This is a genomic window from Streptomyces avidinii (assembly GCF_014650695.1).
In the GTDB taxonomy this organism is placed as follows: domain Bacteria; phylum Actinomycetota; class Actinomycetes; order Streptomycetales; family Streptomycetaceae; genus Streptomyces; species Streptomyces avidinii.
In genome coordinates this window covers 275,524-300,644 of record NZ_BMVL01000006.1, presented here as the reverse complement: position 1 = coordinate 300,644, position 25,121 = coordinate 275,524, and the positions used below count along the sequence as shown (strand labels likewise).

At 73.4% G+C, this 25,121-nt stretch carries 26 protein-coding genes; 10 read left to right on the top strand and 16 right to left on the bottom strand.

Annotated elements, in window-relative coordinates; all coding sequences use genetic code 11:
* Positions 1-4: 4 nt before the first annotated feature.
* The 9 genes from IE257_RS17810 to IE257_RS17770 all read right to left on the bottom strand — a co-directional run bounded on the left by IE257_RS17810 (position 5) and on the right by IE257_RS17770 (position 7,139).
* The gene (locus IE257_RS17810; RefSeq protein WP_189969718.1) at positions 5-460 is read right to left on the bottom strand and encodes an ATP-binding protein; all 456 of its coding nucleotides are present in this window, start codon (positions 458-460) and stop codon (positions 5-7) included.
* Positions 461-465: 5 nt separating this feature from the next.
* Entirely contained in the window at positions 466-837 is a 372-nt protein-coding gene (locus tag IE257_RS17805) for an STAS domain-containing protein (protein WP_189969716.1), read from the bottom strand.
* An 88-nt stretch (positions 838-925) separates the two neighbouring features.
* On the bottom strand, positions 926-1,822 hold the full coding sequence (locus IE257_RS17800) for a SigB/SigF/SigG family RNA polymerase sigma factor (RefSeq protein WP_189969714.1): 897 nt from the start codon (positions 1,820-1,822) through the stop codon (positions 926-928).
* 77 nt (positions 1,823-1,899) lie between these two features.
* Positions 1,900-2,658 (bottom strand): metallophosphoesterase family protein, encoded by a 759-nt coding sequence (locus IE257_RS17795; protein WP_189969712.1) that lies wholly within the window; start codon positions 2,656-2,658, stop codon positions 1,900-1,902.
* Positions 2,655-2,909, bottom strand: a complete 255-nt coding sequence (locus tag IE257_RS17790; RefSeq protein ID WP_189969710.1) for a hypothetical protein — start codon at positions 2,907-2,909, stop codon at positions 2,655-2,657. The genes IE257_RS17795 and IE257_RS17790 overlap by 4 nt, the downstream gene beginning before the upstream one ends.
* A complete protein-coding gene (locus tag IE257_RS17785) occupies positions 2,906-3,562 on the bottom strand; it encodes a nucleotidyltransferase family protein (protein WP_229920458.1) in 657 nt (218 codons plus the stop codon). Before IE257_RS17785 ends, IE257_RS17790 begins: the two co-directional genes overlap by 4 nt.
* 486 nt (positions 3,563-4,048) lie before the next feature.
* A complete protein-coding gene (locus IE257_RS17780) occupies positions 4,049-4,576 on the bottom strand; it encodes a copper chaperone PCu(A)C (protein WP_189969708.1) in 528 nt (175 codons plus the stop codon).
* Positions 4,573-6,810: a heavy metal translocating P-type ATPase gene (locus IE257_RS17775; RefSeq protein WP_189970166.1), complete on the bottom strand. Its 2,238-nt coding sequence runs from the start codon at positions 6,808-6,810 to the stop codon at positions 4,573-4,575. The genes IE257_RS17780 and IE257_RS17775 overlap by 4 nt, the downstream gene beginning before the upstream one ends.
* 71 nt (positions 6,811-6,881) lie before the next feature.
* Complete coding sequence (locus IE257_RS17770; protein WP_189969706.1) at positions 6,882-7,139, bottom strand: hypothetical protein; 258 nt, start codon at positions 7,137-7,139, stop codon at positions 6,882-6,884.
* A gap of 257 nt (positions 7,140-7,396) precedes the next feature.
* Here IE257_RS17770 and IE257_RS17765 point away from each other — a divergent pair, with 257 nt between their 5' ends.
* Positions 7,397-8,098, top strand: a complete 702-nt coding sequence (locus IE257_RS17765) for a class E sortase (protein ID WP_189969704.1) — start codon at positions 7,397-7,399, stop codon at positions 8,096-8,098.
* On the opposite strand, the gene IE257_RS17760 is transcribed toward IE257_RS17765, so the two are convergent.
* Positions 8,088-8,483, bottom strand: a complete 396-nt coding sequence (locus tag IE257_RS17760; protein ID WP_189969702.1) for a hypothetical protein — start codon at positions 8,481-8,483, stop codon at positions 8,088-8,090. The genes IE257_RS17765 and IE257_RS17760 overlap by 11 nt on opposite strands.
* 297 nt (positions 8,484-8,780) lie before the next feature.
* On the opposite strand from IE257_RS17760, the gene IE257_RS17755 reads away from it, so the two are divergent.
* Positions 8,781-9,572, top strand: a complete 792-nt coding sequence (locus tag IE257_RS17755; protein ID WP_189969700.1) for a YqjF family protein — start codon at positions 8,781-8,783, stop codon at positions 9,570-9,572.
* 154 nt (positions 9,573-9,726) lie between these two features.
* Positions 9,727-10,191: a hypothetical protein gene (locus tag IE257_RS17750; protein ID WP_189969698.1), complete on the top strand. Its 465-nt coding sequence runs from the start codon at positions 9,727-9,729 to the stop codon at positions 10,189-10,191.
* A gap of 18 nt (positions 10,192-10,209) precedes the next feature.
* Here IE257_RS17750 and IE257_RS17745 read toward each other — a convergent pair whose 3' ends face one another.
* Positions 10,210-10,635 (bottom strand): helix-turn-helix transcriptional regulator, encoded by a 426-nt coding sequence (locus tag IE257_RS17745; RefSeq protein WP_189969696.1) that lies wholly within the window; start codon positions 10,633-10,635, stop codon positions 10,210-10,212.
* Positions 10,636-10,806: 171 nt separating this feature from the next.
* Here IE257_RS17745 and IE257_RS17740 point away from each other — a divergent pair, with 171 nt between their 5' ends.
* A complete protein-coding gene (locus IE257_RS17740; protein WP_229920457.1) occupies positions 10,807-11,739 on the top strand; it encodes a SigB/SigF/SigG family RNA polymerase sigma factor in 933 nt (310 codons plus the stop codon).
* A 23-nt stretch (positions 11,740-11,762) separates the two neighbouring features.
* Here IE257_RS17740 and IE257_RS17735 read toward each other — a convergent pair whose 3' ends face one another.
* Positions 11,763-12,245 (bottom strand): ATP-binding protein, encoded by a 483-nt coding sequence (locus IE257_RS17735; protein ID WP_229920456.1) that lies wholly within the window; start codon positions 12,243-12,245, stop codon positions 11,763-11,765.
* A 146-nt stretch (positions 12,246-12,391) separates the two neighbouring features.
* On the opposite strand from IE257_RS17735, the gene IE257_RS17730 reads away from it, so the two are divergent.
* The gene (locus IE257_RS17730; RefSeq protein ID WP_189969694.1) at positions 12,392-13,480 is read left to right on the top strand and encodes a mechanosensitive ion channel family protein; all 1,089 of its coding nucleotides are present in this window, start codon (positions 12,392-12,394) and stop codon (positions 13,478-13,480) included.
* Between the two features lie 52 nt (positions 13,481-13,532).
* The gene (locus IE257_RS17725; protein WP_189969692.1) at positions 13,533-13,814 is read left to right on the top strand and encodes a WhiB family transcriptional regulator; all 282 of its coding nucleotides are present in this window, start codon (positions 13,533-13,535) and stop codon (positions 13,812-13,814) included.
* 60 nt (positions 13,815-13,874) lie between these two features.
* On the opposite strand, the gene IE257_RS17720 is transcribed toward IE257_RS17725, so the two are convergent.
* Entirely contained in the window at positions 13,875-14,957 is a 1,083-nt protein-coding gene (locus IE257_RS17720; protein ID WP_189969690.1) for a PI-PLC domain-containing protein, read from the bottom strand.
* A gap of 164 nt (positions 14,958-15,121) precedes the next feature.
* Here IE257_RS17720 and IE257_RS17715 point away from each other — a divergent pair, with 164 nt between their 5' ends.
* The gene (locus tag IE257_RS17715) at positions 15,122-16,687 is read left to right on the top strand and encodes an alpha/beta fold hydrolase (RefSeq protein ID WP_189969688.1); all 1,566 of its coding nucleotides are present in this window, start codon (positions 15,122-15,124) and stop codon (positions 16,685-16,687) included.
* A gap of 17 nt (positions 16,688-16,704) precedes the next feature.
* Here IE257_RS17715 and IE257_RS17710 read toward each other — a convergent pair whose 3' ends face one another.
* Positions 16,705-17,742, bottom strand: a complete 1,038-nt coding sequence (locus tag IE257_RS17710) for a medium chain dehydrogenase/reductase family protein (RefSeq protein ID WP_189969686.1) — start codon at positions 17,740-17,742, stop codon at positions 16,705-16,707.
* A gap of 164 nt (positions 17,743-17,906) precedes the next feature.
* Between IE257_RS17710 and IE257_RS17705 the strand changes: the two genes are divergently transcribed.
* Entirely contained in the window at positions 17,907-18,584 is a 678-nt protein-coding gene (locus tag IE257_RS17705) for a TetR/AcrR family transcriptional regulator (RefSeq protein ID WP_189969685.1), read from the top strand.
* Here the strand turns inward: IE257_RS17705 and IE257_RS17700 are convergent.
* Positions 18,571-20,136: a mucoidy inhibitor MuiA family protein gene (locus tag IE257_RS17700; protein ID WP_189969683.1), complete on the bottom strand. Its 1,566-nt coding sequence runs from the start codon at positions 20,134-20,136 to the stop codon at positions 18,571-18,573. The genes IE257_RS17705 and IE257_RS17700 overlap by 14 nt on opposite strands.
* Positions 20,137-20,144: 8 nt before the next feature.
* Positions 20,145-22,283: a DUF4139 domain-containing protein gene (locus IE257_RS17695; RefSeq protein WP_189969681.1), complete on the bottom strand. Its 2,139-nt coding sequence runs from the start codon at positions 22,281-22,283 to the stop codon at positions 20,145-20,147.
* Positions 22,284-22,406: 123 nt separating this feature from the next.
* Between IE257_RS17695 and IE257_RS17690 the strand changes: the two genes are divergently transcribed.
* Together IE257_RS17690 and IE257_RS17685 are read left to right on the top strand one after the other, a co-directional pair.
* A complete protein-coding gene (locus IE257_RS17690) occupies positions 22,407-22,766 on the top strand; it encodes an MmcQ/YjbR family DNA-binding protein (RefSeq protein WP_189969679.1) in 360 nt (119 codons plus the stop codon).
* Between the two features lie 121 nt (positions 22,767-22,887).
* Positions 22,888-25,044 carry a SpoIIE family protein phosphatase gene (locus IE257_RS17685; RefSeq protein ID WP_229920455.1) on the top strand — a complete coding sequence of 719 codons (2,157 nt, stop codon included), beginning with the start codon at positions 22,888-22,890 and terminating at the stop codon, positions 25,042-25,044.
* Positions 25,045-25,121 lie beyond the last annotated feature (77 nt).

Sequence of the window (25,121 nt, the reverse complement as noted above, 5' to 3'; positions counted from 1 at the left end):
ACCTTCATGCCTGCCCGGGAAGGCGTATGCCCGGCGGCCACGCCACCTCGCACCAGACGCGCTTGCCGTCCGACCCGGACTCGGAACCCCAGCGCCGCGCCAGGCGTTCCACGATCAGCAGCCCGTGCCCGCCCGGCTGTTCGCGCGCGTTCGGCCCGCGGGCCGGCACGCGCACCGGTGGGGCCGGGTTGCCGTCCGTGACCTCGATCCGCAGACGCTCGGCCGAGCAGTCGAGGACGAGTGCGCGAGGGCCTCCACCGTGCAGGCAGGCATTGGCCACCACCTCCGACACCAGCAGGAGCACGTCCTCGGCGGCCTCGCGACCGTTGTCCCCCACGCCCGGGAGCCAGTGCCAGGCGATCAGGGCCCGGCGGGTGAAGTCGCGGCTGCGCGAGACGACGTCGGTGGTTCCGGACAGCCTCAGGCTCCAGGTCCGGTCCGACGGCCCGCGCTGGTCCATGGTGCTCAGGCCCCTCCGCCGCGCGTCGTCCGCAGGGCTTGCCCCACATCGGGGTGGATGGGGAACACGCCGTCCGCACCGGTGATCCGGAACATGCGGGCCACGGGCCCGTGCAGACCGACCAGTTCCAGAGCGGCACCCGCCTCCTGCGCCGCGAGCCGACTGTTCAGCAGTACGTTCAGCCCGGTGGAGTCGCAGAATCCGAGCCCGGCCAGGTCCACCAGGACCCGACGGCCCGGGGTGAGTGCCGCGTCGAGGGCATCCCGCAGGGGCTGCGCCGTGTCGTGGTCAAGTTCTCCCGCGAGCGCGAGGACGACGGCTCCGTCCACGGCCTCCACCGCGACGGTGAAGCGTTCTCTTTCCGCTTCCGGCACCATCCGGCATCACCCTTCCGTCGTGCTCATCTGCACCTGCCCGGGTTCCAGCGCAATATACCTGTCTGTCCCGTGCGGAAGGCTGAGCGCCTCAAGCCGGATCGGCCTGCGGTTCCTCGGGTTCCTCGGCGAGCAGTCCCTCCCGCAGCCGGCCCAGGATGCGGCCCAGCAGCCGGGAGACATGCATCTGCGACATGCCCAGACGCTCGCCGATCTCGGCCTGGGTCAGCTCCTCGCCGAAGCGGAGGGCCAGGATCGTCCGGTCCCGTTCGGTCAGTTCCCGGAGCAGCGGTTTGAGCGATTCCAGGTCCTCGACCGTCTCGAAGCGCGTTTCCTCGGTGCCGAGGCTGCGGGCCAGCGTGCCGGGGGCGTCGTCCTCCTCCGTCACGGGCAGGTCGAGGGAGAGGCTGGTGAACCCATTGGCCGCGACACGGCCCTCGCAGACCTCCTCCGCGGTGATGCCCAGCCGCTCGGCGAGCTCCTGCGCACTGGGGGCGTGCCCGAGCTCCTGCTCCAGGGCGTCGTTCGCCTTGGCCAGATCGATGCGCAGTTCCTGCAGCCGGCGCGGCACGCGGACGGCCCAGGTGGTGTCGCGGAAGTACCGCTTGATCTCGCCCACGATGGTGGGGAGGGCGAACGACATGAACTCGAAACCGCGCTCCGGGTCGAACCGGTTGATGGCCTTGATCAGGCCGATGGTGCCGACCTGTATGACGTCTTCCCACGGTGCGCTGCAGTGGCGGACGCGGGTGGCCGCGTACTTCACCATGCTCAGGTTCAGCTCGACCAGGGTGTTGCGCACGTACGAGTACTCCGCGGTCCCCTCCTCCAGCGCGTGCAGCCGCCGGAAGAGCGTCACCGACAGGTCGTGGGCATCCGCCGTGCTCACCGACTGCGGGTCGGCGATCTCAGGGATCTCGGGAACGGCGGCCGGCACTGCGTCCGGTTGTAGCGCGGGGGCGGCCCGGACACTCGGAGTAGTAGGCATGAGGCCTCCTTGGGAGTTCCCTCAAGCCCCATACCCCGCTCACCTCCGGTTCAAGCTGTACAGCTCGTGGCCGTACGTCACCCTCTGTGAAGGACCTCGTCGCCGATCGGTTCCCTCGCCCCGAGGTGGTAGACGGCGAAGGCCCGGTCGATGACCGGCATCGCGACGTTGCGTACGCGCACCCCGCCCGCTGTCGTTCCGTGTTCCGTGCCCAGGTGGGCGTGGCCGTGGACGGCGAGATCGGCGCCGGCCTCGTCGACCGCTTCCGCGAGCAGGTAGCTTCCGAGGAAGGGATAGATCTCGGGGGGCTCGCCCGCCAGAGTGTCCGCCACCGGGGAGAAGTGGGTCAGCGCGATCCGCAGGTCGCTGCCCGCCTCGGCGAGCTCCCGCAGGGCTCCCGCGAGATCGTCCGCGCAGCGACGGGTGTACCGGATGAACGACTTCATCTCGGGCTCGCCGAACTCGCTGCCGCAGCGCCCCGCGAAACCGCCGCCGAAGCCCTTCGTCCCGGCGATCCCGACCCTTGTGCCGTCCACGTCGAGCAGCACGCCGTCGCCCTCCAGGACCCGTACCCCCGCCTCCGCCAGTACGCGCGTCACGGCCGTCTGCCGGTCGCTCTGGTAGTCGTGGTTGCCGAGCACCGCGATCACCGGGACCGGGAGCCGGGCCACCTCCTCGGCCACCACGTGCGCCTCCTGCGGGGTGCCGTGCCGGGTCAGGTCGCCGGCGAGCAGCAACAGGTCCGCACAGCCTTCGAGCGTCTCGAAAGCGGGACGCAACAGCCCTTCGCTGCCGGGCCCGAGGTGGATGTCGCCGACGGCCGCGACGCGGATCACGACAGTTCCTCCGAGCGGTCGGGAGGACCGGGGCAGCACACGGTGACGTCCTCGCGCCAGGGGATGCCCGCGAGCTCCTCTTCCGTGATGCGCAGGACCTCCGCGCGGCACTCACCGCTGCTCACGCTGCCCCGGATCAGTACGCCCGCACCGCGTGCCTCGACGCGGACGCCGAGCTCGGCGATCTCCTCGCCCGCCAGGCGCTCCCTCAGGTGCTCGATGCGGTATTCGATGAGGTCGATCGAGGTCACGGCGTCGCCTCCCAGGGATCGGTGATCTGGAGCCGTTCGAGCAGGTACAGGAAGGCGTCCGGCAGCGGTGCGGCCCGGTGGGCGCGGTTCAGCCGGTCCCAGTCGATCTGCTCCCGCAGCATCCGGGCCATCGGCAGCAGGTCGCCGAAGTCGCAGTAGTGCTCGCAGAGCGCGGTGAGCCGGGCGTCCATCAGGTCCGTGGGCGCCAGGACCGGCATCCAGACGGAGTCCACCGGCCGGACCTCGGCCCGATCCAGCAGCGCGGTATTCACCGGACGGCGGGCGAGCTCGAAGATCAGGTCGATCTCCTCCCCGCCCGCCCGGCCCTTGACCAGCCAGTCCTCGGGGGCCCGGCGCATGGCTATGCCGCCGTCCTCCAGCGCCTTGATCACGGCGTCCGCGTCCTCGGGCCGGACGCAGAAGTCCGTGTCGTGCTGGAAGCCGGCCGGCACGCCGTGCGCGAACGCGGCCACGCTGCCCGCGAGGGCGAAGGGCTGCCCGGACGCCTTGAGGAGCGCGGCCACGCGCTTGGTGGTCTCCAGGATCGCCTGGGTGTGGTCGTGCGGGAGGCTCCCGTTGGGACCGTCGCCCCCGGGGAAGGGGACTCCGGGCGCGGTCGCGAACCCCGGCGGAGCGAGAGGATGGTTGCTCACGATGTGCCTCCGGACGCTGGCCGGGATCGTTTCCCTGCCGTCTCGTCATGGGCTGCTGCTAGCCCGGACCGCGCCTTTGAAACCTCCCGGGAGCCGCCGGCCCCGCAGGCCTGGCGTCAGGTGATGGGCTCGGGAGCCGGCACCGGCCCGGGCAGGGGGCCGGGCTGCGGATGCGGATCGGGCCCCGGGGCGGGCGTCGGCTGCGGATCGGGCTCGGGCTGGGGCGGCGCCGGCGGTACCGGATCGGGGCCCGGGGCGGGCACGGGCCCCGGCAGCGGACCGGGTGCAGGCCCGGGGCCGGGTCCGGGAGCCGGCGTGGGATTGGGCGGTACGGGGTCGTCGGGACGGATGGGCACAGTCGTCACCTCGGCTCGTATGGGGGCCGTTCGCTCCTTGCGCGGCTACCCGGCCGGCCCGGGTTGATGCGGACCGGCCGGTACGGACCGGGAGGCCGACGTACGTCGGCGGGCCCGAGTCCGCCGTACCTCAGCCACCGGGGCGGACGACCACCGCAAACACCTTCACCGGCGCGCTGTGCCGGAAGTGGAGGACGAACGGCACCGTGTCGCCCGCCTCCCAGCCGGTCCTCGTTCGCGCCATGACGCTCACGTCGAAGGGGGACATGGCGAGCGTTCCGCCCGCGGAGATCCGCACCGATCCCGTCATCTCCATGGTGTCCGCCCCGAAGCCGGAGCTCCGGTGCCGGCTCAGCAGTGCCTTCTCGATGTCCGGTGACGTCACCCCCGTCAACTGGTCCTCCGCTCCACCGATGTTGGTGATGTCGAAGAAGGCTGCCGTGTCACGGCTGTTGCCGTACGGGAGGAAGACGCGGCCGTTGCCGGCCGCGATCCGCGGCGGGCTGCCCGCCGCGCCGGACGCGGTCCAGATCGTCAGGCCCGCCAGCGCCACCGCCCAGGCGACCACCGGGACGGCCGCGGCGCGCACCCCCTCGCGCACGCGCCGACCGGTCGGGCGCCAACGGCCCGGGTCCTGCTCCGAAGGTGACCGGGTCATCGGCCGGTACCTCCCGTCCGGCCGCTCGTGTCCGCCCGGCGGGAGTACGGCGCGGGCTGCCAGGTACGCAACCGGAGGCTGTTGCCCACCACCATCAGGGAACTCGCCGACATCGCGACGGCCGCGACCATCGGATTGAGCAACCCCACCGCGGCGAGCGGCACGGTGACGACGTTGTAACCGAAGGCCCAGACGAGGTTGGCCCGGATCGTGCCGAGGGTCCGCCTCGCCAACCGGACGGCGTCGGCCACCGCCTCGATGTCGCCGCGCACCAGGGTGACGTCCGCCGCGCCGATCGCCACGTCCGTTCCGCTCCCCATGGCGATCCCGAGGTCGGCGCCGGCCAGGGCGCCGGCGTCGTTCACCCCGTCACCGATCACCGCGACCCGGCGCCCCTGCCCGCGCAGCTCCTTCACCAGTCGCGCCTTGTCCTCCGGAGAACACTGGGCGTGCACCTCAGTGATCCCGAGCGCGGCGGCCACCCGCGCCGCGGTGGCCCGGCGGTCGCCCGTGGCCAGTACCGGCTCCACCCCCAGGCGCCGCAACCGGTCGACGGCCCGGTAGCTGCCCGGGCGCAGGACGTCCCCGAGGGAGATCAGGGCCTGGTCGGCGCCGTCCACCCGGACCAGGACCGGCGTGTGGGCAACCGCCTCCGCCTCGGCCAGCGCCCGGTCCAGCGCCGGATGCAGGTCGGCGCCGGCGGCGCGGACCTCCACGCGGTGCCCCTCCACCACCCCGGTCACACCGATACCCGCGGTGGACCGGAACCCGCTCACCTCGCCGGGCGGCCGATGGCGCACCTCCTGCCGGGAGTATGCGACCACGGCCCGGCCCAGCGGGTGCTCGGAACCCTGTTCCACCGCCGCGGCCAGCCACAGGGCCCGCTCCCGGCCGATCCCGTCGGGCACCGGCGTGACGCGCGCGACGGTCATCCGGCCGGTCGTCAGCGTGCCGGTCTTGTCCAGGACCACGGTGTCGACCCGGCGCAGCGTCTCCAGCGCCCGAGGGCCGCTGACCAGCAGACCGAGCTGCGCGCCCCGGCCCGTGGCCGCCAGCAGGGCGGTGGGAGTCGCCAGCCCCAGGGCGCAGGGACAGGCCACGACGAGCACGGCCACACAGGCCGTGACGGCTGCCTGCGGATCGGCCCCGGCACCGAGCCAGAAGCCGAGAACGGTCGCGGCCAGGGCCAGCACCACCGGGACGAAGACACCGGCCACCGTGTCCGCCAGGCGCTGGGCCCGTGCCTTTCCGGCCTGGGCCTCGGTGACCATGCGGGTGATGCGGGCGAGTTGGGTGTCCGAGCCGACCGCGGTGGCCCGGACGACCAGCAGGCCGCCCTCGTTGACGGCACCGCCGACCACGGCCTCACCGGGGCCCACCTCGACGGGTTCGCTCTCACCGGTGACCAGGGAGAGGTCGAGGGCCGAACCACCGGTGGCCACCACCCCGTCCGTCGCGACCCGCTCGCCCGGCCGGACGATGAACTCCTGCCCCGCCCGCAACTGCCCGATCGGGAGGAGCCGCTCGTGGCCGTCCTCCCACAGGGTGACGTCCTTGGCCGCCAGCCCGGCCAGCGAGCGCAGCGCCTCACCCGTGCCGCGGCGGGCCCGGGATTCGAGGAAACGCCCGGTCAGGACGAACAGCGGGACACCGACGGCCGCCTCCAGATAGATGTGTGCCACATCCCCGCCGGCCGAGGGCAGCAGGCTGAACGGCATCCGCATCCCCGGATCACCCGCCCCGCCCAGGAACAGCGCGTACGCCGACCAGGAGAAGGAGGCGACGACGCCCAGCGACACCAGGGTGTCCATCGTCGCCGCCGCGTGCCGCAGCCCCCGCAGGGCCCGGGAGTGGAACGACCACGCGCCCCAGACGGCGACCGGCGCGGCCAGGACGAAGCACAGCCACTGCCAGTTGCGGAACTGCAGGGCGGGCACCATCGACAGGATCAGGACGGGAACGGACAGCAGGGCGGTGATCAGCAGCCGCTGCGACTCCTCCCGGCCGGGGGAGCCGCCCCCGCCCGGTGGTGTCCCGTCCTCCACCGGGCGGGGAGGCGCGGGCAGCTCGGCGGTGTAGCCCGCCCTCTCGACCGCGGCGACGAGGTCCTGCGCGGTGACCTCCGGCGGATGGCTCACCCGGGCCCGCCCGGTGGCCAGGTTGACCGTGGCGCGTACGCCCTCGATCCTGGCCAGCCTCTTCTCGACCCGGTTCACACAGGCCGCACAGGTCATCCCGCCGATGACCAGATCGGTGCCCACCGCCACAGCCTCCGCCTCTGCTCCCGCCTCCGTGCGCTCGGCCGTCACCGCGTGCCGCCCGTGCCCGTACCGCTCGCGCCACCGCTGTGTCCGTGCGGCCGGCTCAGGTCCCCGTCGAACGCCGGGCTCTCGATCTCGCCGGACCGCATGCCGGGGGCCACCGGCCCGGCGGAGGCGCCCACTGCGTACGCCGCGGCGAACATGCATATGAGGAGTGCCAGGAAGCCGACGAGAGCCGGGGGCGGAGCCCACTGCTTCAGGGTGGTGATCGCAAGGGTCGGGTACTGGGGCCGGTCCGTCATCGTCACTCCGGATTCTTGTCCTCGGTTCCAGACGGACGGGGTGCCGATCATGCTGTGCCGGAGCCGGGACGGCACTCCGTCCGGTGAGGTAGTCGTGGCGGGGCGGAAGGAAGTTCCCGTGACTTCCGGTGCGGTGCCGTCGAGGTCACAGCGTCGGGCCCTTATGGACCTCTTGCTCCGTATGTCACTCTGGCCGGGCGCATCGGCTCACCCGCCTGCCGCATCCCCCGGCCGATCGACCGACACGGAAAACGCCCATGCCCCTGCCGTTCCCGTACCGAGCCGTCCCCGCCGTGCTCGCCGGTGCCGTGAGCGCCCTGCTGGTGGCGTGCACGCCCTCGGTCGCCGCCGGCCCGGCGGCTCCCGCCGCTGCCGCGGCCTCCACGCCCGCTCGGGCGGTCACCCCCGCCGCAGTCCCCACCCCTGCTGTCGCCACCGCCTCCGCATCCGTGGAATCGACGCTGTCCATACCCTCCGCGGGTGTCTCCGGGCTGCGCGTTCTGCCGTACGAGGGCACCACCGACGACGTCCCGGGGACACGTATCCAGGACCTCGGCGTGGCGGCCAGTCCGTACGGGAAGCGGGGCGGGGTCGGGCCCGGTCAGGTGGGAAACTTCCTGGTCACCGCGCACCGTCTGTCGGCCGGCGGCCCCCTGGGTGATCTGCCCTCCGTGAAGCCGGGCGACACGGTCCTCGTGACCGCGGGGGAGGTGGTGTACACGTACGAGATCACCGCCACCCGAAAGACGTCCTTCCGGTCGGAGCGCTCGCTGAGCGAACAGCGCGCCGCGGTGCCCGGGGCGCCGGGGGCGGCACCCACCCAGGCCATGATCACCATCTCGACCTGTGCGACGCCGGAGGACCACGCCGAGGGCAACTACTGGAGCGACCCCCAGGGCAACCCCGAGCACCGCATCGACAAGATAGGCGTCCTGCGCAAGACCTCTCCTACGGGGTGAGCCGGCGGTGCGCGGCGCGCGCGTTGGTGAGCCGCGCGACGACGGTGCCCGTGCCCGCCGCCACCAGGAGGCAGGCGAGGCGTACGAGGTCGTAGGGGGCGTCCCAGGTGAGCCGGCCGATGGGCGCGCTCGCATAGGCGTTCAGGACGAGCCAGCAGAGCAGGGCCGTTCCCGGGGCGGCGGTGAGGCGGGCGCCGGTGCTCACCACCGCCACGGCGAGGGAGAGCGCCAGGAGGTCGATCAGTGGGTCGCCGGGGCCGTCCAGGAAGTTGAGCACGGCGACCAGGGCGACGGCCGCGACCGCCGCCGCGGCCCAGACCGATCCGGTCGCCGCCGGGGTGGGCACGGGGCGCATGCCCGGGCTGATCCGTTTCCACTCGAGCATGCGTCGCCTCCTTCGCGCGGTGGCCCCGCCGTTGGGGCCCTCCGAGATGATGCCCCACCGGGCGCGCGCCTTCCCTGCCGTCGCCACCGGCGCCGCCGAGCCGCCCGCCCGGGCCACGCCTGCGACCGTCTGCCGAGCGTCTTCGGGCGGGCCGTCGGCGCCCTGGCCGCGTCATCCCGTCAACTCTCCCCGAAAGCAAGGGCGCTGAGCCACCGGCCGGCAAGTCGGGCCGGCCCTCCGGACCACCCTCGCCGGCACGAGCGCCTCGGGATGGACGCGCAGGGGGATACTGGCGGCATGCGTCCGACGCCGCCGCCCGCAGCCGCCCCCGAGCCGATAACGGCCGACCCGCCGCACGCGGCGGACCGGCCCCTGCTCACCCAGTCCTGGCTCGACCTCGCCTTCCTGCACTGGGCCGCCGACCCCGCCGACGTCGCCCCGTTGCTGCCGGCCGGTACCGTGCCGGACACCCTGGACGGGGTCACGTACGTAGGCCTGGTGGCCTTCCGGATGCACCGGGTCGGCTGGTTCCGCCTGCCCGGCGTTCCTTACCTGGGCTCCTTCCCGGAGACCAACGTCCGCCTCTACTCGGTCGACGCCGACGGCTGCCGCGCCGTGGTCTTCCGCTCGCTGGACGCCTCCCGGCTGATTCCGGTGGCCGTCGGCCGGACGGCCTTCCGACTGCCGTACGTGTGGTCCCGGATGACGGTCCGTCACGAAGGCGATACGGTGACGTACGCCAGCCGCCGCCGCTGGCCCGGCCCGCGCGGCGCGCACAGCCGGATCGCCGTCCGGGTCGGCGAGCGCGTCGCGGAGCCGACCGACCTGGAGCACTTCGTGACCGCTCGCTGGGGCATGCACACGGAGTTCCGGGGCCGACCGGTGTACCTCCCGAACGCGCACCCCCGTTGGCCGCTGCACCGCGCCGAACTGCTCGACTGCGACGAGACCCTGGTGGCCGCAGGCGGTCTGTCCGCCCCGGCGGGGCCGCCGGTGAGCGTGCTCTATTCGCCGGGGGTCCCCGTACGGTTCGGTCGACCGGTGTTCGGGCGACCGGTGTTCGGGCGACCGGTGTTGGGGCGGCCCTGAGCACCCGGCCAACCCGTGGCATCGGGCGGGCCGGGCGACAGCAGCGACCGGACGTACCGCCGCACCGCATGATCGATCCGAGGAACCGGACGGCTTCCTTCTTCCTCTCTCAGGGCGTACGGACGGGACATCGGCGTAGGTGAGGGAGACGCGTATGAGCGGCACCACGGGCGGGGAGGCGAAGGGCGTGCGCCCGAAGGGGGCCGAGATGGCGTGGCGGCTCACGCTCGCCGCCGTCGCCGCGACCGCCGTGGACTGGGTGCTGGGCGCGTTCGTGATCGAGCCCACCGGCCTGGGTGAACTGACCGCCTACGCCGGAGCGGACGACGCCGCCCGCCGACTCGCGCTGTCGGGCGGCGTCCTGCTCGTGATGCTGGCCGGCTGGCTGGCCGTTGCGGTCAGGATGAGGGCCGGCCGCGGCTGGGCCCGTACGGTCCTCGGTGTCGTGGGCGCCGGCGGTCTGCTGTTCCTGGCCACCGACCTGAGCATGAGCGGGACGCAGCCCGGCATCGGCCCGGCCCTGGCCGGCCTCCCGGAGCTGCTCGCCGCGGCCGCCGTGTTCCCGATGTTCCTGCCCGGGGCGCGCGCCCGCTTCCGGGCCCGCCCGCACCGGGGCTGACCCCGGCGCCGGCGGCGGCTACACCGCGGCGCGGGGCTCGCTGTCGTCCGTCGTGTCTTTTCTCACGTCGCCCGCTCGCACCTGGTCGGCTCGCACCTGGTCGGCTCGCACCTCGCCGGTGGGCACCGTCGGCTGTGTGCTCAGCGGGCCGGCCAGATAGGCCAGCAGGCCGGCGATCTCGTGGCCGGCCTCCGCCGGGTGGCGGAAGCGGGCGCCGGGTGCGACCACGTAGCGGTTGCGCCGGCCGTCCCGGGTCCTGGTCAGGTACCCGTCCGCCTGCAGGTCGGTGACGATCGCCTGCACGGTGCGCTCGGTGAGACCGCAGTCCACCGCGATGTCGCGCAGACGGATGCCCGGGTCGCGCGCGATGGCGATCAGTACCCGGGCGTGGTTCGTCAGGAAGGTCCAGCCGTTGCGGCGGTGACCCGTGTGCTCGCTCTCCACACCGTCATTCTTGAGGGATGACTCACGAAAAGCAATTCCCGAACCGTTTTTCCGGTATTACTTGACGTCTGTCCTCGACCCCGACAAGGTGCAGGGAAGCGGAGGCAGACTTCCGCACGACCCGAGCTATCGAGACGCACCGCAAGCACACGTGCCCAAGGAGCGAAGACGATGTCCTTCACGGCCACGGCCGAGGCCATGACCCCCACGACGACCCCGACGACCGCCACCAACGGTGGTGCCGCAGGTGCCGAAGCCGCCCCCGGACTGGGCGGGCTGCCGGACGTGCCCTGCCCACGGGAGCTGTCGACCAGCGATGCCCGGGAGCTGACACGTCTCTTCTTCGAACGGCTGCACAGCCTCGAAGAGGGCACCCGCGAGTACCAGTACGTGCGCAACACACTCATCGAGATGAACATCTCACTGGTGCAGTTCGCCGCCCGCCCGTTCCGTGACCGCCCCGGCGGACCCGAGAACGAGGACATCATCCAGGTCGGCATCATCGGCCTGATCAAGGCCATCGACCGCTACGACCCCGAGCGGAACACGCAGCTCACCACGCTCGCCCTGCCGTACATCACGGGCGAGATCAAGCGGCACTTCCGTGACACCACCTGGGCCGTACGGGTTCCGCGCCGCCTTCAGGAGCTGCGCCTGGAGCTCGCCAAGGCCACGGAGGAGCTGACCGCCGAGACGGACCACGCGCCGACCCCCGCGGAGCTCGCCGAGCGGCTGGACCTCACCGAGGACGAGGTCCGTCAGGGCCTGGTCGCGGCCAACGGCTACACCACCCAGTCCCTCGACGTGCCCCAGGACAACGCGGCCGGCGGCACCCAGGCGGCCACGGCCGTCCGGGCCACCCGTAGCCTCGCCGAGACCATGGGCGACGTCGACCCCGCCCTGGAGGCGGTCGAGGACCGGCAGGCGCTCGCGCCCCTGCTCGCCGACCTGGACGAACGCTGCACCCACATCCTGGAGCTGCGCTTCGGCCAGGAGATGACCCAGGCGGAGATCGGCGAGGAGATCGGCCTCTCCCAGATGCAGGTGTCCCGCCTGCTCACCCGCACCCTGGGCACCCTGCGCGCGGAGCTCCTCCAGGACTGACCGGAGGGGACCGTCCGGGCCGGTCAGGCCCGGCCCGGACGGTCCGACCGCAGCCGATCGGCATCGAACTCGGCCCAGACGACCTTGCCCTGCTCGATGGTCTCGGCGCCCCAGCGGTCGGCGAGCCTGCGTACGAGCAGCAGGCCGTACCCGCCCGGCGTGCCCGGAGCGCGCAGCCGCGGCGTCCCGGGCGCCAGTCGCCGCAGGTCGCCGTGGCCGTCGTACACCTCGACGCGGAAGGCCTCCCCGCCGCGGAGCAGGAGCTCGTGGCAGCCGTCGGCATGCAGATTGGCGTTGGTGAGGAGTTCGGACACGACCAGGAGCGCGTCCTCCGACGTGGTCCGACCGTCCCAACCCCAGTCCTCCAGCGCCTCGCGGGCGAAGGCGCGCCCCCGCGCGATCTGCCGGCGGGCGCCCCGCAGGGCGAGCCGACGGCGTTGGGGGAACACCGGCCCCCGCGTGTCGCCCGATGCGCGCTCGCCGGTGTCCGCTCCGATGGTCCGCACTACGCCCTCACCTCGTCCTCGGCTCCGATGTCCCGCTATGTCGTGGTGCGCTTGTACCCACGCTCGCGCTGCGGACGCCCCCACCGTCACGCCCGTCCCCCGTTCTCCCGGACCTTTTCGTTCCCGAGACCCATCTCAGAGGAGTCATGGACAACCTTCTGCGACTGCTGGCCGTCCTGGGCGGCTCGATCGTGCTCACCCTCGTCGTGAGCCGGCTCACCGACCTCCTGCTGCGGCGTGCGGCCGCCCGCCATCCCGAGACACCGCTGTGGGGCATGCTGCGCCGCTGCCGTACCTCGGTCCGGGTGCTGCTGTTCACCGCGGTACTGCGCGGTGTGTACCGGCAGATCGAGTGGCAGCCGCTGCGCGATCACGAGGCGGCCGTGGGCCGGATCCTGACGCTCGTACTGATCGGGGCGGGCGCGTGGTGCGTCGTCCTCGTCAGCTCCGCCGTGGTCGAGTCCTCGTACGCCCGCTACGCGCTCGGCACCCGTGACCCGTCCCGCCTGCGCAGGGTCCGTACCCAGGTGACGCTGATCATGAGGATCGTCACCGCCGTGGTCGTCGTGGTGGCCGCCGCCGCGATGCTGCTGACCTTCCCCGACCTGCGTGCCGTAGGCACCTCGCTGCTGGCCTCGGCCGGCATCATCGGCATCGTCGCCGGCGTCGCCGCCCAGTCCACGCTGGGCAACCTCTTCGCCGGCTTCCAGATCGCCTTCGGGGACATGGTGCGCATCGGCGACACGGTCGTCGTCGCCGGTGAGTGGGGCGTGGTCGAGGAGGTCACCCTCACCTTCCTGGCCGTGCGCACCTGGGACGAGCGCCGGATCACCATGCCCGTCTCCTACTTCACCGGGCGGCCGTTCGAGAACTGGTCGCGCGGCGGGATCCAGATGACCGGCACGGTGTTCCTCCACTGCGACCACACCGCCCCCGTGGCGCTGATGCGCGAAAAGCTCAAGGAGGTCCTGGACGGCTGCGAGGCGTGGGACGGTCGGGGGTGGGACCTGTCCGTCACCGACACGACCGCCTCCACCATCGTGGTGCGGGCCATCGTCACGGCGAAGGACCCCGACGACCTGTGGACGGCGCGCTGCACGGTGCGCGAGGAGCTGGTCACCTGGCTGGCGGAGAAGCACCCCTACGCCCTGCCGCGGGTTTCCACCTCCCCGGCCGTCGACCCCCCGTCGTATGCGGACGGTGTTTCGAAACGGGCGCCCGGGTCAGACGCGTGAGGAAGCAGTCCGAGGACGTGCGCAAGGTGGATGAGACGAGAGGAGCGCGGACATGTCGAAGGTGGCACGCCTGCCGGGCCGTGCGGAGCACCTGTGGCAGTGGCAGGAGGAAGCGGCGTGCCGGGAGCTCGGCACGGACCGGTTCTTCCACCCGGCGGGGGAGCGCGGCGAGGACCGCTCGGTGCGGGACCAGGAGGCCAAGGAGGTCTGCGCGCAGTGCCCGGTGCGGGCGGAGTGCCTGAGCCACGCGCTGCGCGTACAGGAGCCCTACGGCGTGTGGGGCGGTCTGACCGAGGACGAGCGGCGGGCGCTGGGCGCGCGCAGGGCCGGCTGACCGACCGGGCGAGCCGCGCCGTACGCGGCGATCCACCCGGTCGGTGCCCGAAGGGACGTATCAGGGGCGCGCGCCCAGCTCCGCGACGATCGAGGCGGGCGTGTGGCCGCTGCCGTCCGAGAGACGGTGGAAGTCGACGGAGACGAAGTTCGGGTCCCGGCCCCCGGTGGCGGTCCGGCACTGCTCGGCGATGCGATTGCGCAGCTTGCTGCCGTTGTCCAGGGCCGCGGTGAGGACGGTGGGCACGTTGCGGTGGTGACTCATCGTGAACAGGCGCCGGAATCCGGGCTCTTGACGGTCCAGCGGCACGTCGGGCCAGCGGCTGACGCACGTGAGGTCATTGCCCAGGTCGCCGAGGCTCCAGAAGTTGCTCACGGTCCAGGACCGGTCGTACATGACGCCCAGGTGCTCGCGGTCGGACCGGTCCGAGAAGATCAGCAGACGCTTGCCCGCCGTGACGAGGTCGGCCACCTTCGGCCAGCCGTGCTGCCGTACGCCCCACTCGTCGGGCCGGAACACCAGCTCCTGCAGGCCCCTGACCCGGCCGAGGGACTGCTGCAGCTGATCGGCGCCGACGTAGTCCTCCAGGAAGACGGTCACGACCTCCTGCGGATGAGCGGCGAGGAAGTCCACCACGGTCTGCATCGTGCCGTGGAAGGACTGCCGCGGCAGGGCGTACGTGGCTCCGGCGAAGGTCTTGCAGTCCCCGTGGCACAGGTACACGTCGCTCGGGTAGCAGTCGCTGCCGAAGCTGATGATGCACAGCCAGGTGCTGCGTTCGTACCAGTGGGTGTCCAGGCTCAGGCCGCGGACGCCGTTGTCGAGCTGGGCGCGCACCGACTCGGACTGGTTCACCGAACTCCAGCGCGAGTCCTCGTAGTTGGTGAAGGCGTTGTGGGTGGTGAGGAAGGTGACCTCGTCGAGCCGCCGGTCGCCCCAGCGGGCGGCCGTGGCATCGGTCGGGGCGGCTGCCGCCGCGGCGTCGATCGTGCGGGTACCGGCCGTGGCCCCGGTGGGGGTGGCCCCGGCCCGGGGTTCGGCGGCCGCCGTGGTCGCCGTACCCAGCAGGGCCAGCAGGAGGAGGCACACCAGGAGGCGCAGGCTGCGCCGCGAGCGCGATCGCTGCATGTCCATGTCAATCATGGCGCGGAGGATAGCGCGCACTCCGCCGCTGCGCTGCCCTGCGGACAGGAGCGGCCGGATGCCGCCCCGGCTCCGGCCGCCCGTGGGCCCCGGCTCGCGCGCGCCACCGTATCGCGGTTTGGTTGAAGCAGGGGTGCGTACAGGTGAGGCGGAGGAGGGCAAGGATGCCCGGACCCGGCCCGATGTCCGGCCGCCGCCGCGCGGCGGCCCTCGTCACGGCAGCGATCTGCTCGGCGGTGCTCACCGTGCCGCCACTCGGCGCCCACGCGGAGCCGTCCCCCTCGGCGACCGTCCCCCGGCTGGACTGGAGTCCCTGCAAACCCGGCAGCCCGTACGACTGCGCCACCGCCGAAGTCCCGCTCGACCACGCCGATCCGGCCGGCCGCACCATCGATCTCGCGGTGGTCCGGCGCACGGCGGGGGACCCCGAAAAGCGCGTGGGCACCCTCTTCGTCAACCCGGGTGGACCCGGCGGCCCCGGCACGGTGCAGGTCCCGCAGAACTACGACTCGTTCCCCGAGGAGCTGCGGGAACGCTTCGACATCGTGAGCTGGGACCCGCGGGGGATCGGCAACAGCACGGCGGTGAACTGCTTCGACAGCCTCGAGGAGGCGAAGACCTGGGGTGCGGACAAACCGGTCGGCTTCCCGGTGGGCGACAAGGAGCGCGCGACCTGGATCGACGCGTACGAGGACCTCGGCCGCCGCTGCGAGAAGCGCGACCCCGCCCTCCTGCGCCATGTCTCGACCGCCGACACCGCGCAGGACCTGGACCTGCTCCGTCGGGCGGTGGGAGAGTCGCAGCTCAACTACCTCGGTGTCTCCTACGGCACCATCCTGGGCGCCACCTACGCCAACCTGTTCCCCGACAAGGTCCGGGCCATGGTCCTCGACAGCAACATCGACCCGCTGGCGTGGACGAACAACGACTCGCCGAGCGAACCGCGCACCACGACCCTCCTGCGGATGGGCTCGGACCGCACCGCGGCGGCCACCCTCGACAAGTTCCTCGACCTCTGCGGATCCGCCGGCACCGCCCGCTGCGCCTTCTCGGCCGGCAGCCCGCAGGCCACCCGCGACAAGTTCGACCAGCTGATGCAGCGCCTGCGCGAGCACCCGGTGGGCCCGTGGACGTACGCCGCCGCCGTCGCCGACACGGTCGGCAGCCTGTACATCGTCCGGCCGGGCTGGACCGATCTCGCCGCCCGGCTCCAGGACCTCTGGCAGGGCCGCACCGCGAAGCCGCCCCAGTACCCGCCCCCGCCCCCTGTTGCGCAACCGAATCCGTACCTGGGGGAGGAGCAGGCGGCAGCCGTGTGGTGCGCCGACAGTCCCAACCCGCGCGACCCCGCCGTCTACCGCGGCCTCGAAGAGGACAGTGCCCGGCGTGCGGGCGACGCCGGACGGTACTGGACCTGGTCCGGCGAGCCGTGCGCCACCTGGCCGGCCCGCGCCGCCAACCGGTACGACGGCCCGTGGGACAGGCCCACGGCGCACCCCGTCCTGGTCATCGGCACCACGTACGACCCCTCGACGCCCCACTCGGACGCCCAGGCCATGGTCAAGGAGCTGGCCGACGCCCGCCTGCTCACGAACAACGGGTACGGCCACACCGCACTCTTCAACAACTCCAGCACCTGCATCAAGACCTACGAGAGCCGCTACTTCATCGACGGCACGCTCCCGCCGCCCGGCACGACCTGTCAACCCGACAGGCTGCCCTTCTCCTGACCGGCCCGACGGCCGGGTCACGGGACGAGGACGACCTTGCCGGCGACCGTGCCGGACTCGGCGAGGCGCATCGCCTCGGCGGCGCGGGCCAGCGGGATCTCGGCCGCGACCCTGGCCGTGATCTCACCGCGCTGCAGGGCCGAGAACACCTGGGAGAGGTCGGAACGCAGCCGCGCCCGGAAGCGGTCCTTCGCGTAGGCGCGCCCGGCCCACACGTTGAAGAAGTACGCACGGCGGCCGTTGGGCAGGGCGTTCCACACCCACACCCGGCCCAGCAGCCTGAGCACCGGCCACGCGCCGGAGCCCTCGTCGTCGCGGGTTGCGGCGCTGCCGTAGGAGACGAGCGCGCCGCCGGGCGCCAGCAGTCGCCAGGAGCCGACGATGCCGTCGCCGCCGACGTGGTCGAAGACCGCGTCCACCCCGCCGGGTGCGAGGGAGCGGACCCGTGCGGCAACGTTGCCGGACCGGTAGTCGATGGGGGTCACGCCGAGGGCGCGCAGTGCGTCGTGGTGGCGGGTGGAGGCGGTGCCGATCACGTGGGCGCCCGCGGCCAGCGCCAGCTGGACCAGGACCGAGCCGACCCCGCCGTTGGCCCCGTGGACCAGTACGGTCTGGCCGGCGCGCACCCGGGCCTTGCGGTGGAGCATCTGCCAGGCGGTGATGCCGTTGACGACCGCGGTCTCCGCGTCCACCGCGCTGACACCTTCGGGCACCTCGACCACGTCGGCGGCGGCGAGGGCGATGTGGCTCGCCCAGCCGCCGGTCTTCGTCAGAGCGGCCACGCGCTTGCCCAGCAGGGCCGGGCTCACCCCCGCGCCCACCGACAGCACCGTGCCGACCAGGTCGTATCCGGGGACGAAGGGGAACGGCGGCTGGTCGTAGTACCGGCCGCGCCGCATCTGCTGCTCGGCGAAGGACACGCCCGTCGCCTCCATGGCGACGACCACCTGGCCGGCCGTCGGGGCCGGGACGGGGCCGCGGTGGAGCTGGAGGCCTTCCGGCTCCACCTTGCCCGGCAGAACGATCTCGACCCGCTCGACGGTGTTCGTCATCATGACCTCCAGGAGGATGGCTTGCGCCTCTTGTGTTTGTTAGAGGCTATAACCAGAGTGAATGGCTCTCTCGAAGATGTCAAGGGAATGGTTTGTGCGATCGCGAGCGGTATTGCCGATGGTGATAGGTTCTAACTGGCGATGTTGGGCGGCGAGAGGCGGCGGGCATGACCGGAACGACCAGGACTCCCCGGGAGCGGTACCGGCAGCAGGTGCGCGAGGAGGTGAAGGAGAAGGCCTGGCAGCAGATCGCCGGCTCCGGCGCCTCCGCGCTGTCCCTCAACGCGATCGCCAAACAGATGGGTATGAGCGGACCGGCGCTGTACCGGTACTTCGCCAATCGCGACGAGCTGATCACCGAGCTCATCCGCGATGCCTACCGCAGCCTCGCCGACGCCTTCATCGCCGCCGACAGCGGGGGAGCGGGCCGGCCCGGCCTCGCCGGGCTGGCGCGGGTGCTGCGGGGCTGGGCTCTGGAAGACCCGCACCGCTACTTCCTCATCTACGGCACCCCGGTCCCCGGCTACCACGCCCCGCAGGACATCACCGCGATCTCCACGGAGCTGATGGCGGTCCTGCTGGAGACCTGCACCGCCGCCGCCGGACCGGCCGCGGAGCCGGACCCCTTCGACCGCCACCTGGCGGACCACCGCGAGTGGGCCGCGAGCCACCCGGACGCCCCGCCGTCGGCGCTGCACCTGGCCCTGACCTTCTGGAGCCGCCTGCACGGCGTGCTGTCCCTGGAGCTGGCGGGCCACTTCACCGGCATGGGCCTGGACCCGGCCCTGTTCTACGAGGCCGAGGTCGACCGCATCATGACGCCCGACCCGCTCACAGCCCGGTGACCTTGGCGCTCGCCGACAGCTCGTAGACCAGGGTGACCGTCCGGTGGCCGCCCGGCGCGAGCGCGACGTCCCAGCGGACGATGCCTTCGGCATCGACCCCGTCCGGCGCCGGCGAGCAGGCCTCCTTGCGCAGGCGCACCTCCACCGCCGAGACCTCCGAGACGGGGATCCGCTCCCGGAGGACGACCACGCGTTCGCCCTCGTCCCCGGGGGCGGAGAAACGCGACAGGTGCAGCCGCACCGTGCGGGTGACCACGGTCCGCTGGGTGAATCCGGCCGACTCCCGGGTCTCCTCCGCTTGCCGGACCACCCGGTGGTCGTCGCAGCTGCCGAAGGCGAGCTCGACCGGAGCGCCGGGAGCAGCGAACTCCAGCGTGCCGCGGCCACTGAATCCGCTGCCGCGGACCAGGTCGACCGGCCCGGCGAGCAGCGCGTGGCCGGACCGGTTCTCGAAGGACACCACCCGGGTGACCAACGGCGACAGCTCGGGCGAGCAGGCGTACTCGCCGGCCGCGGCCGTGGTGAACGCGGACAGCGGCACCCGGTGGGCGCGGCCGTCCCCGCGCACGGACACCGGCACGGGGGAGTGCAGCACACGTGCCTCCCCGCCGTCGTCCACCCCGGGCAGGCCCAGTACGGGAGCGGCCGGACCGAGGTCCCCGATCTCCTCCTCGCGCAGCTCGACATCGACCGCGCGGCGCTCCGCCGCCGTGCGATCGGCCAGCGTGAGGCGGTCCTCGCCCAGCCGAGGCGGCTCGGTGGCCAGCGCGGACCGGGCCGTCGACAGGGTCAGCCGTACGTCGGACCAGTCCTCGCCCGTGCGCTGCCAGACCATCGCGTCGGTCTCCAGCGTCAGCGAGTCCCCGTCCAGCACGGCCCGGTAGGCGGGTCGCCACAGCGCGCACGGGCTGAGGTGGCTCAGGCGCAGCTGCGCCGGCCCGGCGGCCGCCGCTTCGACGGTCAGTTCGACATGGCCGACCAGCTCGGCGGGCTCCGTCTCGGCCAGGGCCATGGCCTGCCGGGTCTCCCCGAGCTCGACCGCGAGGGCGGCCAGCCGGGTGTCCACGGTGCGCAGTTGATCACCGTACGTGTCGCGCTCGCCGTCCACCCGGTCCATCTCGCGGGCCCAGCGCGCAGGGTCGCTCTCCCCGCGGCCGGATCCCTCGCCGATCTCCCGCAGCAGATCGGCCGCCAGCCGGCCGAGCACGTCGAGGCGGGCGTGCAGCCGCTCGCGCTGCCGCCCCAGCGCGAGCTGTTCCTCTTCGAGGTCGTGCACGCGCAGGCGCAGGACGGAGTCGTCCTCGGCGGACGGCAGCGGCCCGCGCGGCTGCCAGGTGCGCACGATGCGCACGTCGAGCACGGTGGCGGGCCGGTCGGCGGTCAGCTCGGCGTGCAGGGTGCGGTCGACGGCCAGCGCGCTGACCGGACCGAGCCGCAGCCGCTGGACCCCCGCCGTCAGGTCCAGTACGACGCTGCGCTCGATGTGGGCGCGGTCCTCCAGGCAGGTGACGGCGGTGACGGGAAGGGCGATCGGCTTCGGGGCCGTGGTCATGATGGGTGTCAGCTCCTGCGGTTGCCGCCGACCAGGGCCTTGCCGGCCGGGATGCGGATCTCGTAGCCGCCGTCGAGGGCGATCTGCCCGCCCGTGGGCAGGTCCACCCGCCAGACGCGGGTGCCCGGCGCGTGGTGTTCCGGTCCGGCGCCGGCCTCGGGGGTGCTCCAGGTGGCGCGTTCCTCGACGCGGACATCCGGGTCGGAGGAGACCGGCACCCGCTCGTGGACCTCGACCGTGACGGGACCGGCGAGCCGGTTGGCCAGTTCCACGTGGACCTGGTGGTCGAGCACGGTGGTGTTGTTGCGCAGTCCCGCGGTGGACTCGCGCAGGTTCGTACGACGGGTGACCCGGATGCCCTCGGCGGGCCCCAGGCCCACCCGGCGGACCCCGCCGGGGGCGAGCGTCGGCAGGGCTGCGGTCAGCAGGAACTCGTCGTCGACGGTGACCTCCACCGGGCCGGCCAGCAGCGCCTGGCCGGTGGCGTTGGAGAGCACCAGTGTCGCGTACACGGTCTGCTCCACGGACGGCACGCAGACGTACTCGGTGCGCAGGCCGACCGGGATCTCGCCGACGGTGACGGTGTGCCAGGTGCCGTCCGAGGGAATGTCGGCGCGGGCGGCGGCGTCGAAGCGGTGGTCGAAGGAACCGGCCGACTCGCGGGGCCGCACGGCGTGCCCGGGCAGCGGCAGCCTGCCCACCGCCTCGGCGCGGCGGCGGTGTTCGGCCGCCACCGGGTCGAGGGGGGAGTCGGGGAACAGCCGGCCGCGGCGACGGCCCGGCTCGTCGGGGCCGCACAGGATCAGGGCGGCGTAGTCGAGTTCGGCGCCGCTGGGTTGCGGCGGCCCGGGCGCCGGTGCCGGTGCGGCGGGCGCCGGGGGTGCGGCCCGGCCGGGGGCGGCCGGTGCCTGGGGGGCCGCGGCCGGGGCTCCGGCGAAGCCCATGCCGCCGGCGCGCGACCGGGGGGCGGCCGGGCGTGCGCCGGCCGGCTGTGCCGGGGCCGGCTGGGCGAAGTCGGGCAGGGCGCCCCCGAAGGTCTCCGGGGAGGCGCCGTACGCGCCGCCGGGCGCCGGGGGAGCGGCGTGGCTCTGCGGTACCGGCGCGGCTGCCGGTGCGGGCGGTGGGGGTGGCGGCGGCGGTACGGGACCGGACGCGGAGCCGACCCTGGGGGCGACGGGTACGGCGGTCGCGGCGGGGCGGCGGGAGCCGGCCGCCTCATAACCGGCGAACAGGTCGGCCAGGCCCGCCGGCGGCTCGCGCCAGCCGGACGGCGCGGGGGCGGGCTGACGGCGCCCGATCCGTACCGACCGGAGCCTCGGCAGGTCGGTACGGCGCCGGAGGTCGGCGGTGGCCAGCGCGACGCGCACCCCGGTCCAGTCCTCCCCGGTGCGCTGGGCGACCGAGGCCCGCAGCACCAGGCGGCCGTCGCCGTCCCCCTGACGGTGCGTGAGCCGGTAGGCCGGTACCCAGACGGCGCCCGGAACTCCGTACTCCAGCTCCAGCTCGACCTCCCCGGCACCGTCCCCCTCGCCCTCCGCGCCATCGGTGATGTCGAGGGTCAGGAGGGCGGAGACCGTGGTCTCCACGTGCGCTGACGGTGTGTCGGTGGAGGCCCGGGCGAGCCGGTCCGTGGCGACGCCGAGCTCGTGCTCGACGAGGCGCAGTTCCTCCTCCGACTCGGCGAGGCGGGCGTGCAGTCCCGTCAGCCGCCCGTCGACGAAGTCGGCCAGCTCCAACCACGCGTCGACGGCGGTGCGGCGGTGCGGGTCCTCGGGGTTGGGGACCGGCGGCACCGGGTGCAGGGCCCGGATCTCCTCGATCAGGCCCAACTGCCGGTTCCGGCGGCTCTGCGCCGCCGCGTGGGCGTCCCGCAGCCGCTCGACCTTCCGCCGCAGTGTGTCCGGCGCGCCGGCGCCGAGCGGCTCGGCCTCGACCTCCACCCGCGCTTCGGTGACGCGCACTCCGGAGGTGCCGAGGACTCCGGCCCGCAACGAGGCCGGATCCAGTGACCGGGGCAGTCCCGTCACCCGCACCCGCCCGTCCGGCGGCACGGTGCCCCGGACCAGCCGACGGCAGAGCGCGCCCTGCGCGTACACCACTACCGAATCGAGGGTCGAGTCCCACCTCGGTGCCGTCTTCGCCGTCATGTACTGCGCCCCCTGCTGTGTGCGTGCCGATCGAAGCCTACGCCCGAGCGGCCCCTGCGTCCGCGTCCGGGCCGTCTCTTGTGGATCAGGTCGGTTGTCAGTGGCCTGTCGTACGGTCAGAGGGTGTGCACGTCCGAAGAAGCCCGTGAAATAGCCCTCGCCCTCCCGGAGACGACCGAGAAGGAAGCCTGGGCCATGCCCACCTTCCGGGTCGCCGGGAAGATGTTCCTGACCCTGCCCGACGACGAGACCTCGTTGGCCGTTCGCTGTCCCAAGGAGGAGCGCGACGAACTGGTCCGCGCCGAACCGGGGAAGTTCTGGGTGGCGGACCACGAGGCCTCCTTCGCCTGGGTACGGGCGCGCCTCGCCGCCCTCGACGACGTCGATGAGCTCCGCGCCATCGTCGTCGACTCCTGGCAGCAGGCAGCCCCGCCCCGGCTGCTCCAGGCCCACCCCGAGCTCGGGCCCCCGGCCCGGCCCTGAGGCCCGCCGCGACGTCGCCGTCGGCCCAGGGCGGCCCCACCCGGCCCGCAGCGCGCACGCGCGGGCTCGCGGGGACGGGCTGGTGCGGACGGGACGGGGGATATGGGGGGAACATGGTCATGTGCGAAACGTTCCGGGGCGCGATGAGAGAGCCGACCGGCGTGCGCTGAGCGAGGCACTGGTCGGGGCCTGCGCCGACGCGGGAGCGTCCATCGGCATGTTCTACCTGCCCGACCCCGACCCCGCCCGGCGCGTTCTGCACCTGGCCCTGGCCTCCGGGCTGTCCCGCGAGTTCGCGGCGCCCTGGTCCAGGGTCGGCCTGGACGATCCGATCCCGGTGGCCGACGCGGTCCGCGAGGGCCGCCTCGTGTGGCTCAGTGGCCAGGAGGACACGGCCCGCCGCTATCCGCGCCTCGGCCTCGTCCTCCCGTACGACTTCGCCCTCGCGGCAGCCCCGCTGGCGCCGACCGGGGCAGGCCTGATCCTGCTGTGGCCGGGCGCGCACGGGCCCGATCTCGACGAGCGGGAGCGCAAGGCCCTGGAATCGGCCCGCAGCCACCTGACGCACGCCCTGCTGCGCGCCGCCGACGCGGGCCGGCCGCCGCGCCCGGCACCGCGTCCGGTCATCCTGCGCCCGCTCCCGCCCCCCACGCCGGGCCCGGCCGAGGCGGCGGCGGCCATGGCCTTCGTCCGGCGGCTGCCCGGAGGCAACTGCGCACTCGACCTGAACGGCACCATCACCTTCATCACCCAGGAGGCGGCCGACCTGCTCGGCGCCCCCGTCTCCAGCCTGCGCGGAGCCCTGCCCTGGGAGGCCCTCCCCTGGATGGACACGCCCGCCGTCGAGAACCACTACCGGGCCGCCGCGATGAGCCGACTGCCCCGGAGCTTCACCACGCCGCGCCCCACCGGACAGCAGGTGCGTTTCGACCTCTACCCGGACAACACCGGAATCAGTGTCCGCATCACCACGGGGAGTGACCAGCCAGACCCGCCGACGCATGCCCCGCCCAGGTATCCCGACCAATCCGCACCCAGCCGGGCCACCGCGCTCTACCCGCTCATGCTGCTGGCCGCCACCCTCACCGAGGCCGCCCACGCCCAGGACGTCGTGGAGAAGGCCGCCGACCAGATCGTCCCCTCGCTCGGAGCCCACGCCATGGCCCTCCTGGCCGAGCAGGACGGCCGGGTACGGGTCGTCGGCCACCGCGGATACTCCGTGGCACACATGGCGGACCTCGACGGCACACCCGTCTCGGCCGACACCGCCGCCTCCCACATCCTGCGCACCGCCACCCCGCTGTTCTTCGGCGAAGTGGGCGAGCTGCTGGCCGCCCACCCGGACGCGTCCATCGAGGACGGCATGGCCGCCTGGGCGTTCCTCCCCCTGATCGCTTCCAACCGTCCGGTCGGCTGCCTCGTCCTCGCCTACACGCATCCCCGCACCTTCGCGCCCGGCGAGCGCGCCGTCCTGACCTCGATCGCCGGACTGATCGCGCAGGCCCTGGACCGCGCCCGCCTCTACGACGCCACCCACCAGCTCGCCCGCAGCCTGCAGACCGGCCTCCTGCCCCACAACCTGCCCGGCGTTCCCGGCCTGGAGGTGGCCGCCCGCTACCTTCCCGCCGCCCACGGCCTCGACGTCGGAGGCGACTTCTACGACCTCATCCGCATCGACGACACCACCGTCGCCGCCGCCATCGGAGACGTCCAGGGCCACAACGTGAACGCCGCCGCCCTCATGGGCCAGGTCCGCACCGCCGTCCACGCGGTTGCCGGCGCACCCCCGGAAGAGGTCCTCGCCCGCACCAACCGGCTCCTGACCGACTTGGAACCGGGGCTGTTCACCAGCTGCCTGTACGTCCACATCGACCTGGCCGGGCACACCGCCCGCCTGGCCTCCGCGGGCCACCCGCCACCCCTGCTGCGCCACCCCGGCGGCAGGACCGAGATGCTGCCCCTGCCGGCCGGCCTCCTGCTGGGCATCGACCCCAAGGCCTCGTACGCGGCCGTCGAGATCCCCTTCAGCCCCGGCGCCCTCCTCGCGTTCTACACCGACGGGCTCGTCGAGGCCCCCGGCCGGGACATCGAGGACGCCATCGGCGCGGTCGCGGCTTGTATCGCAGACGCTCCCGAGCACCATCCCCTCGGCGACCTGGCGGACGAACTCATCGAGCACGCCCACCGCGACGCGCCCCGTACCGACGACATCGCCCTCCTGCTGCTCCGTACCGAGGTCCCGGTTCCGTCGGCGGGCCCCACCGCCCCTGAACCCTGACCGCCGCCCCGCCCACGCGGGGCGGCGGTGCTCATCGCTGCGCGCCCGGCCGGACCAGCATCTCGCCGGTGTCGGCG

Excerpts from the sequence above, each read along its gene's own strand:
- IE257_RS17810 (WP_189969718.1), bottom strand. The coding sequence starts at position 460 with ATGGACCAGCGCGGGCCGTCGGACCGGACCTGGAGCCTGAGGCTGTCC.
- IE257_RS17805 (WP_189969716.1), bottom strand. The coding sequence starts at position 837 with ATGGTGCCGGAAGCGGAAAGAGAACGCTTCACCGTCGCGGTGGAGGCC.
- IE257_RS17800 (WP_189969714.1), bottom strand. The coding sequence starts at position 1,822 with ATGCCTACTACTCCGAGTGTCCGGGCCGCCCCCGCGCTACAACCGGAC.
- IE257_RS17780 (WP_189969708.1), bottom strand. The coding sequence starts at position 4,576 with ATGACCCGGTCACCTTCGGAGCAGGACCCGGGCCGTTGGCGCCCGACC.
- IE257_RS17775 (WP_189970166.1), bottom strand. The coding sequence starts at position 6,810 with ATGACCTGTGCGGCCTGTGTGAACCGGGTCGAGAAGAGGCTGGCCAGG.
- IE257_RS17770 (WP_189969706.1), bottom strand. The coding sequence starts at position 7,139 with ATGACGGACCGGCCCCAGTACCCGACCCTTGCGATCACCACCCTGAAG.
- IE257_RS17765 (WP_189969704.1), top strand. The coding sequence starts at position 7,397 with ATGCCCCTGCCGTTCCCGTACCGAGCCGTCCCCGCCGTGCTCGCCGGT.
- IE257_RS17760 (WP_189969702.1), bottom strand. The coding sequence starts at position 8,483 with ATGCTCGAGTGGAAACGGATCAGCCCGGGCATGCGCCCCGTGCCCACC.
- IE257_RS17755 (WP_189969700.1), top strand. The coding sequence starts at position 8,781 with ATGCGTCCGACGCCGCCGCCCGCAGCCGCCCCCGAGCCGATAACGGCC.
- IE257_RS17750 (WP_189969698.1), top strand. The coding sequence starts at position 9,727 with ATGAGCGGCACCACGGGCGGGGAGGCGAAGGGCGTGCGCCCGAAGGGG.
- IE257_RS17740 (WP_229920457.1), top strand. The coding sequence starts at position 10,807 with ATGTCCTTCACGGCCACGGCCGAGGCCATGACCCCCACGACGACCCCG.
- IE257_RS17730 (WP_189969694.1), top strand. The coding sequence starts at position 12,392 with ATGGACAACCTTCTGCGACTGCTGGCCGTCCTGGGCGGCTCGATCGTG.
- IE257_RS17725 (WP_189969692.1), top strand. The coding sequence starts at position 13,533 with ATGTCGAAGGTGGCACGCCTGCCGGGCCGTGCGGAGCACCTGTGGCAG.
- IE257_RS17720 (WP_189969690.1), bottom strand. The coding sequence starts at position 14,957 with ATGATTGACATGGACATGCAGCGATCGCGCTCGCGGCGCAGCCTGCGC.
- IE257_RS17715 (WP_189969688.1), top strand. The coding sequence starts at position 15,122 with ATGCCCGGACCCGGCCCGATGTCCGGCCGCCGCCGCGCGGCGGCCCTC.
- IE257_RS17710 (WP_189969686.1), bottom strand. The coding sequence starts at position 17,742 with ATGATGACGAACACCGTCGAGCGGGTCGAGATCGTTCTGCCGGGCAAG.
- IE257_RS17705 (WP_189969685.1), top strand. The coding sequence starts at position 17,907 with ATGACCGGAACGACCAGGACTCCCCGGGAGCGGTACCGGCAGCAGGTG.
- IE257_RS17700 (WP_189969683.1), bottom strand. The coding sequence starts at position 20,136 with ATGACCACGGCCCCGAAGCCGATCGCCCTTCCCGTCACCGCCGTCACC.
- IE257_RS17695 (WP_189969681.1), bottom strand. The coding sequence starts at position 22,283 with ATGACGGCGAAGACGGCACCGAGGTGGGACTCGACCCTCGATTCGGTA.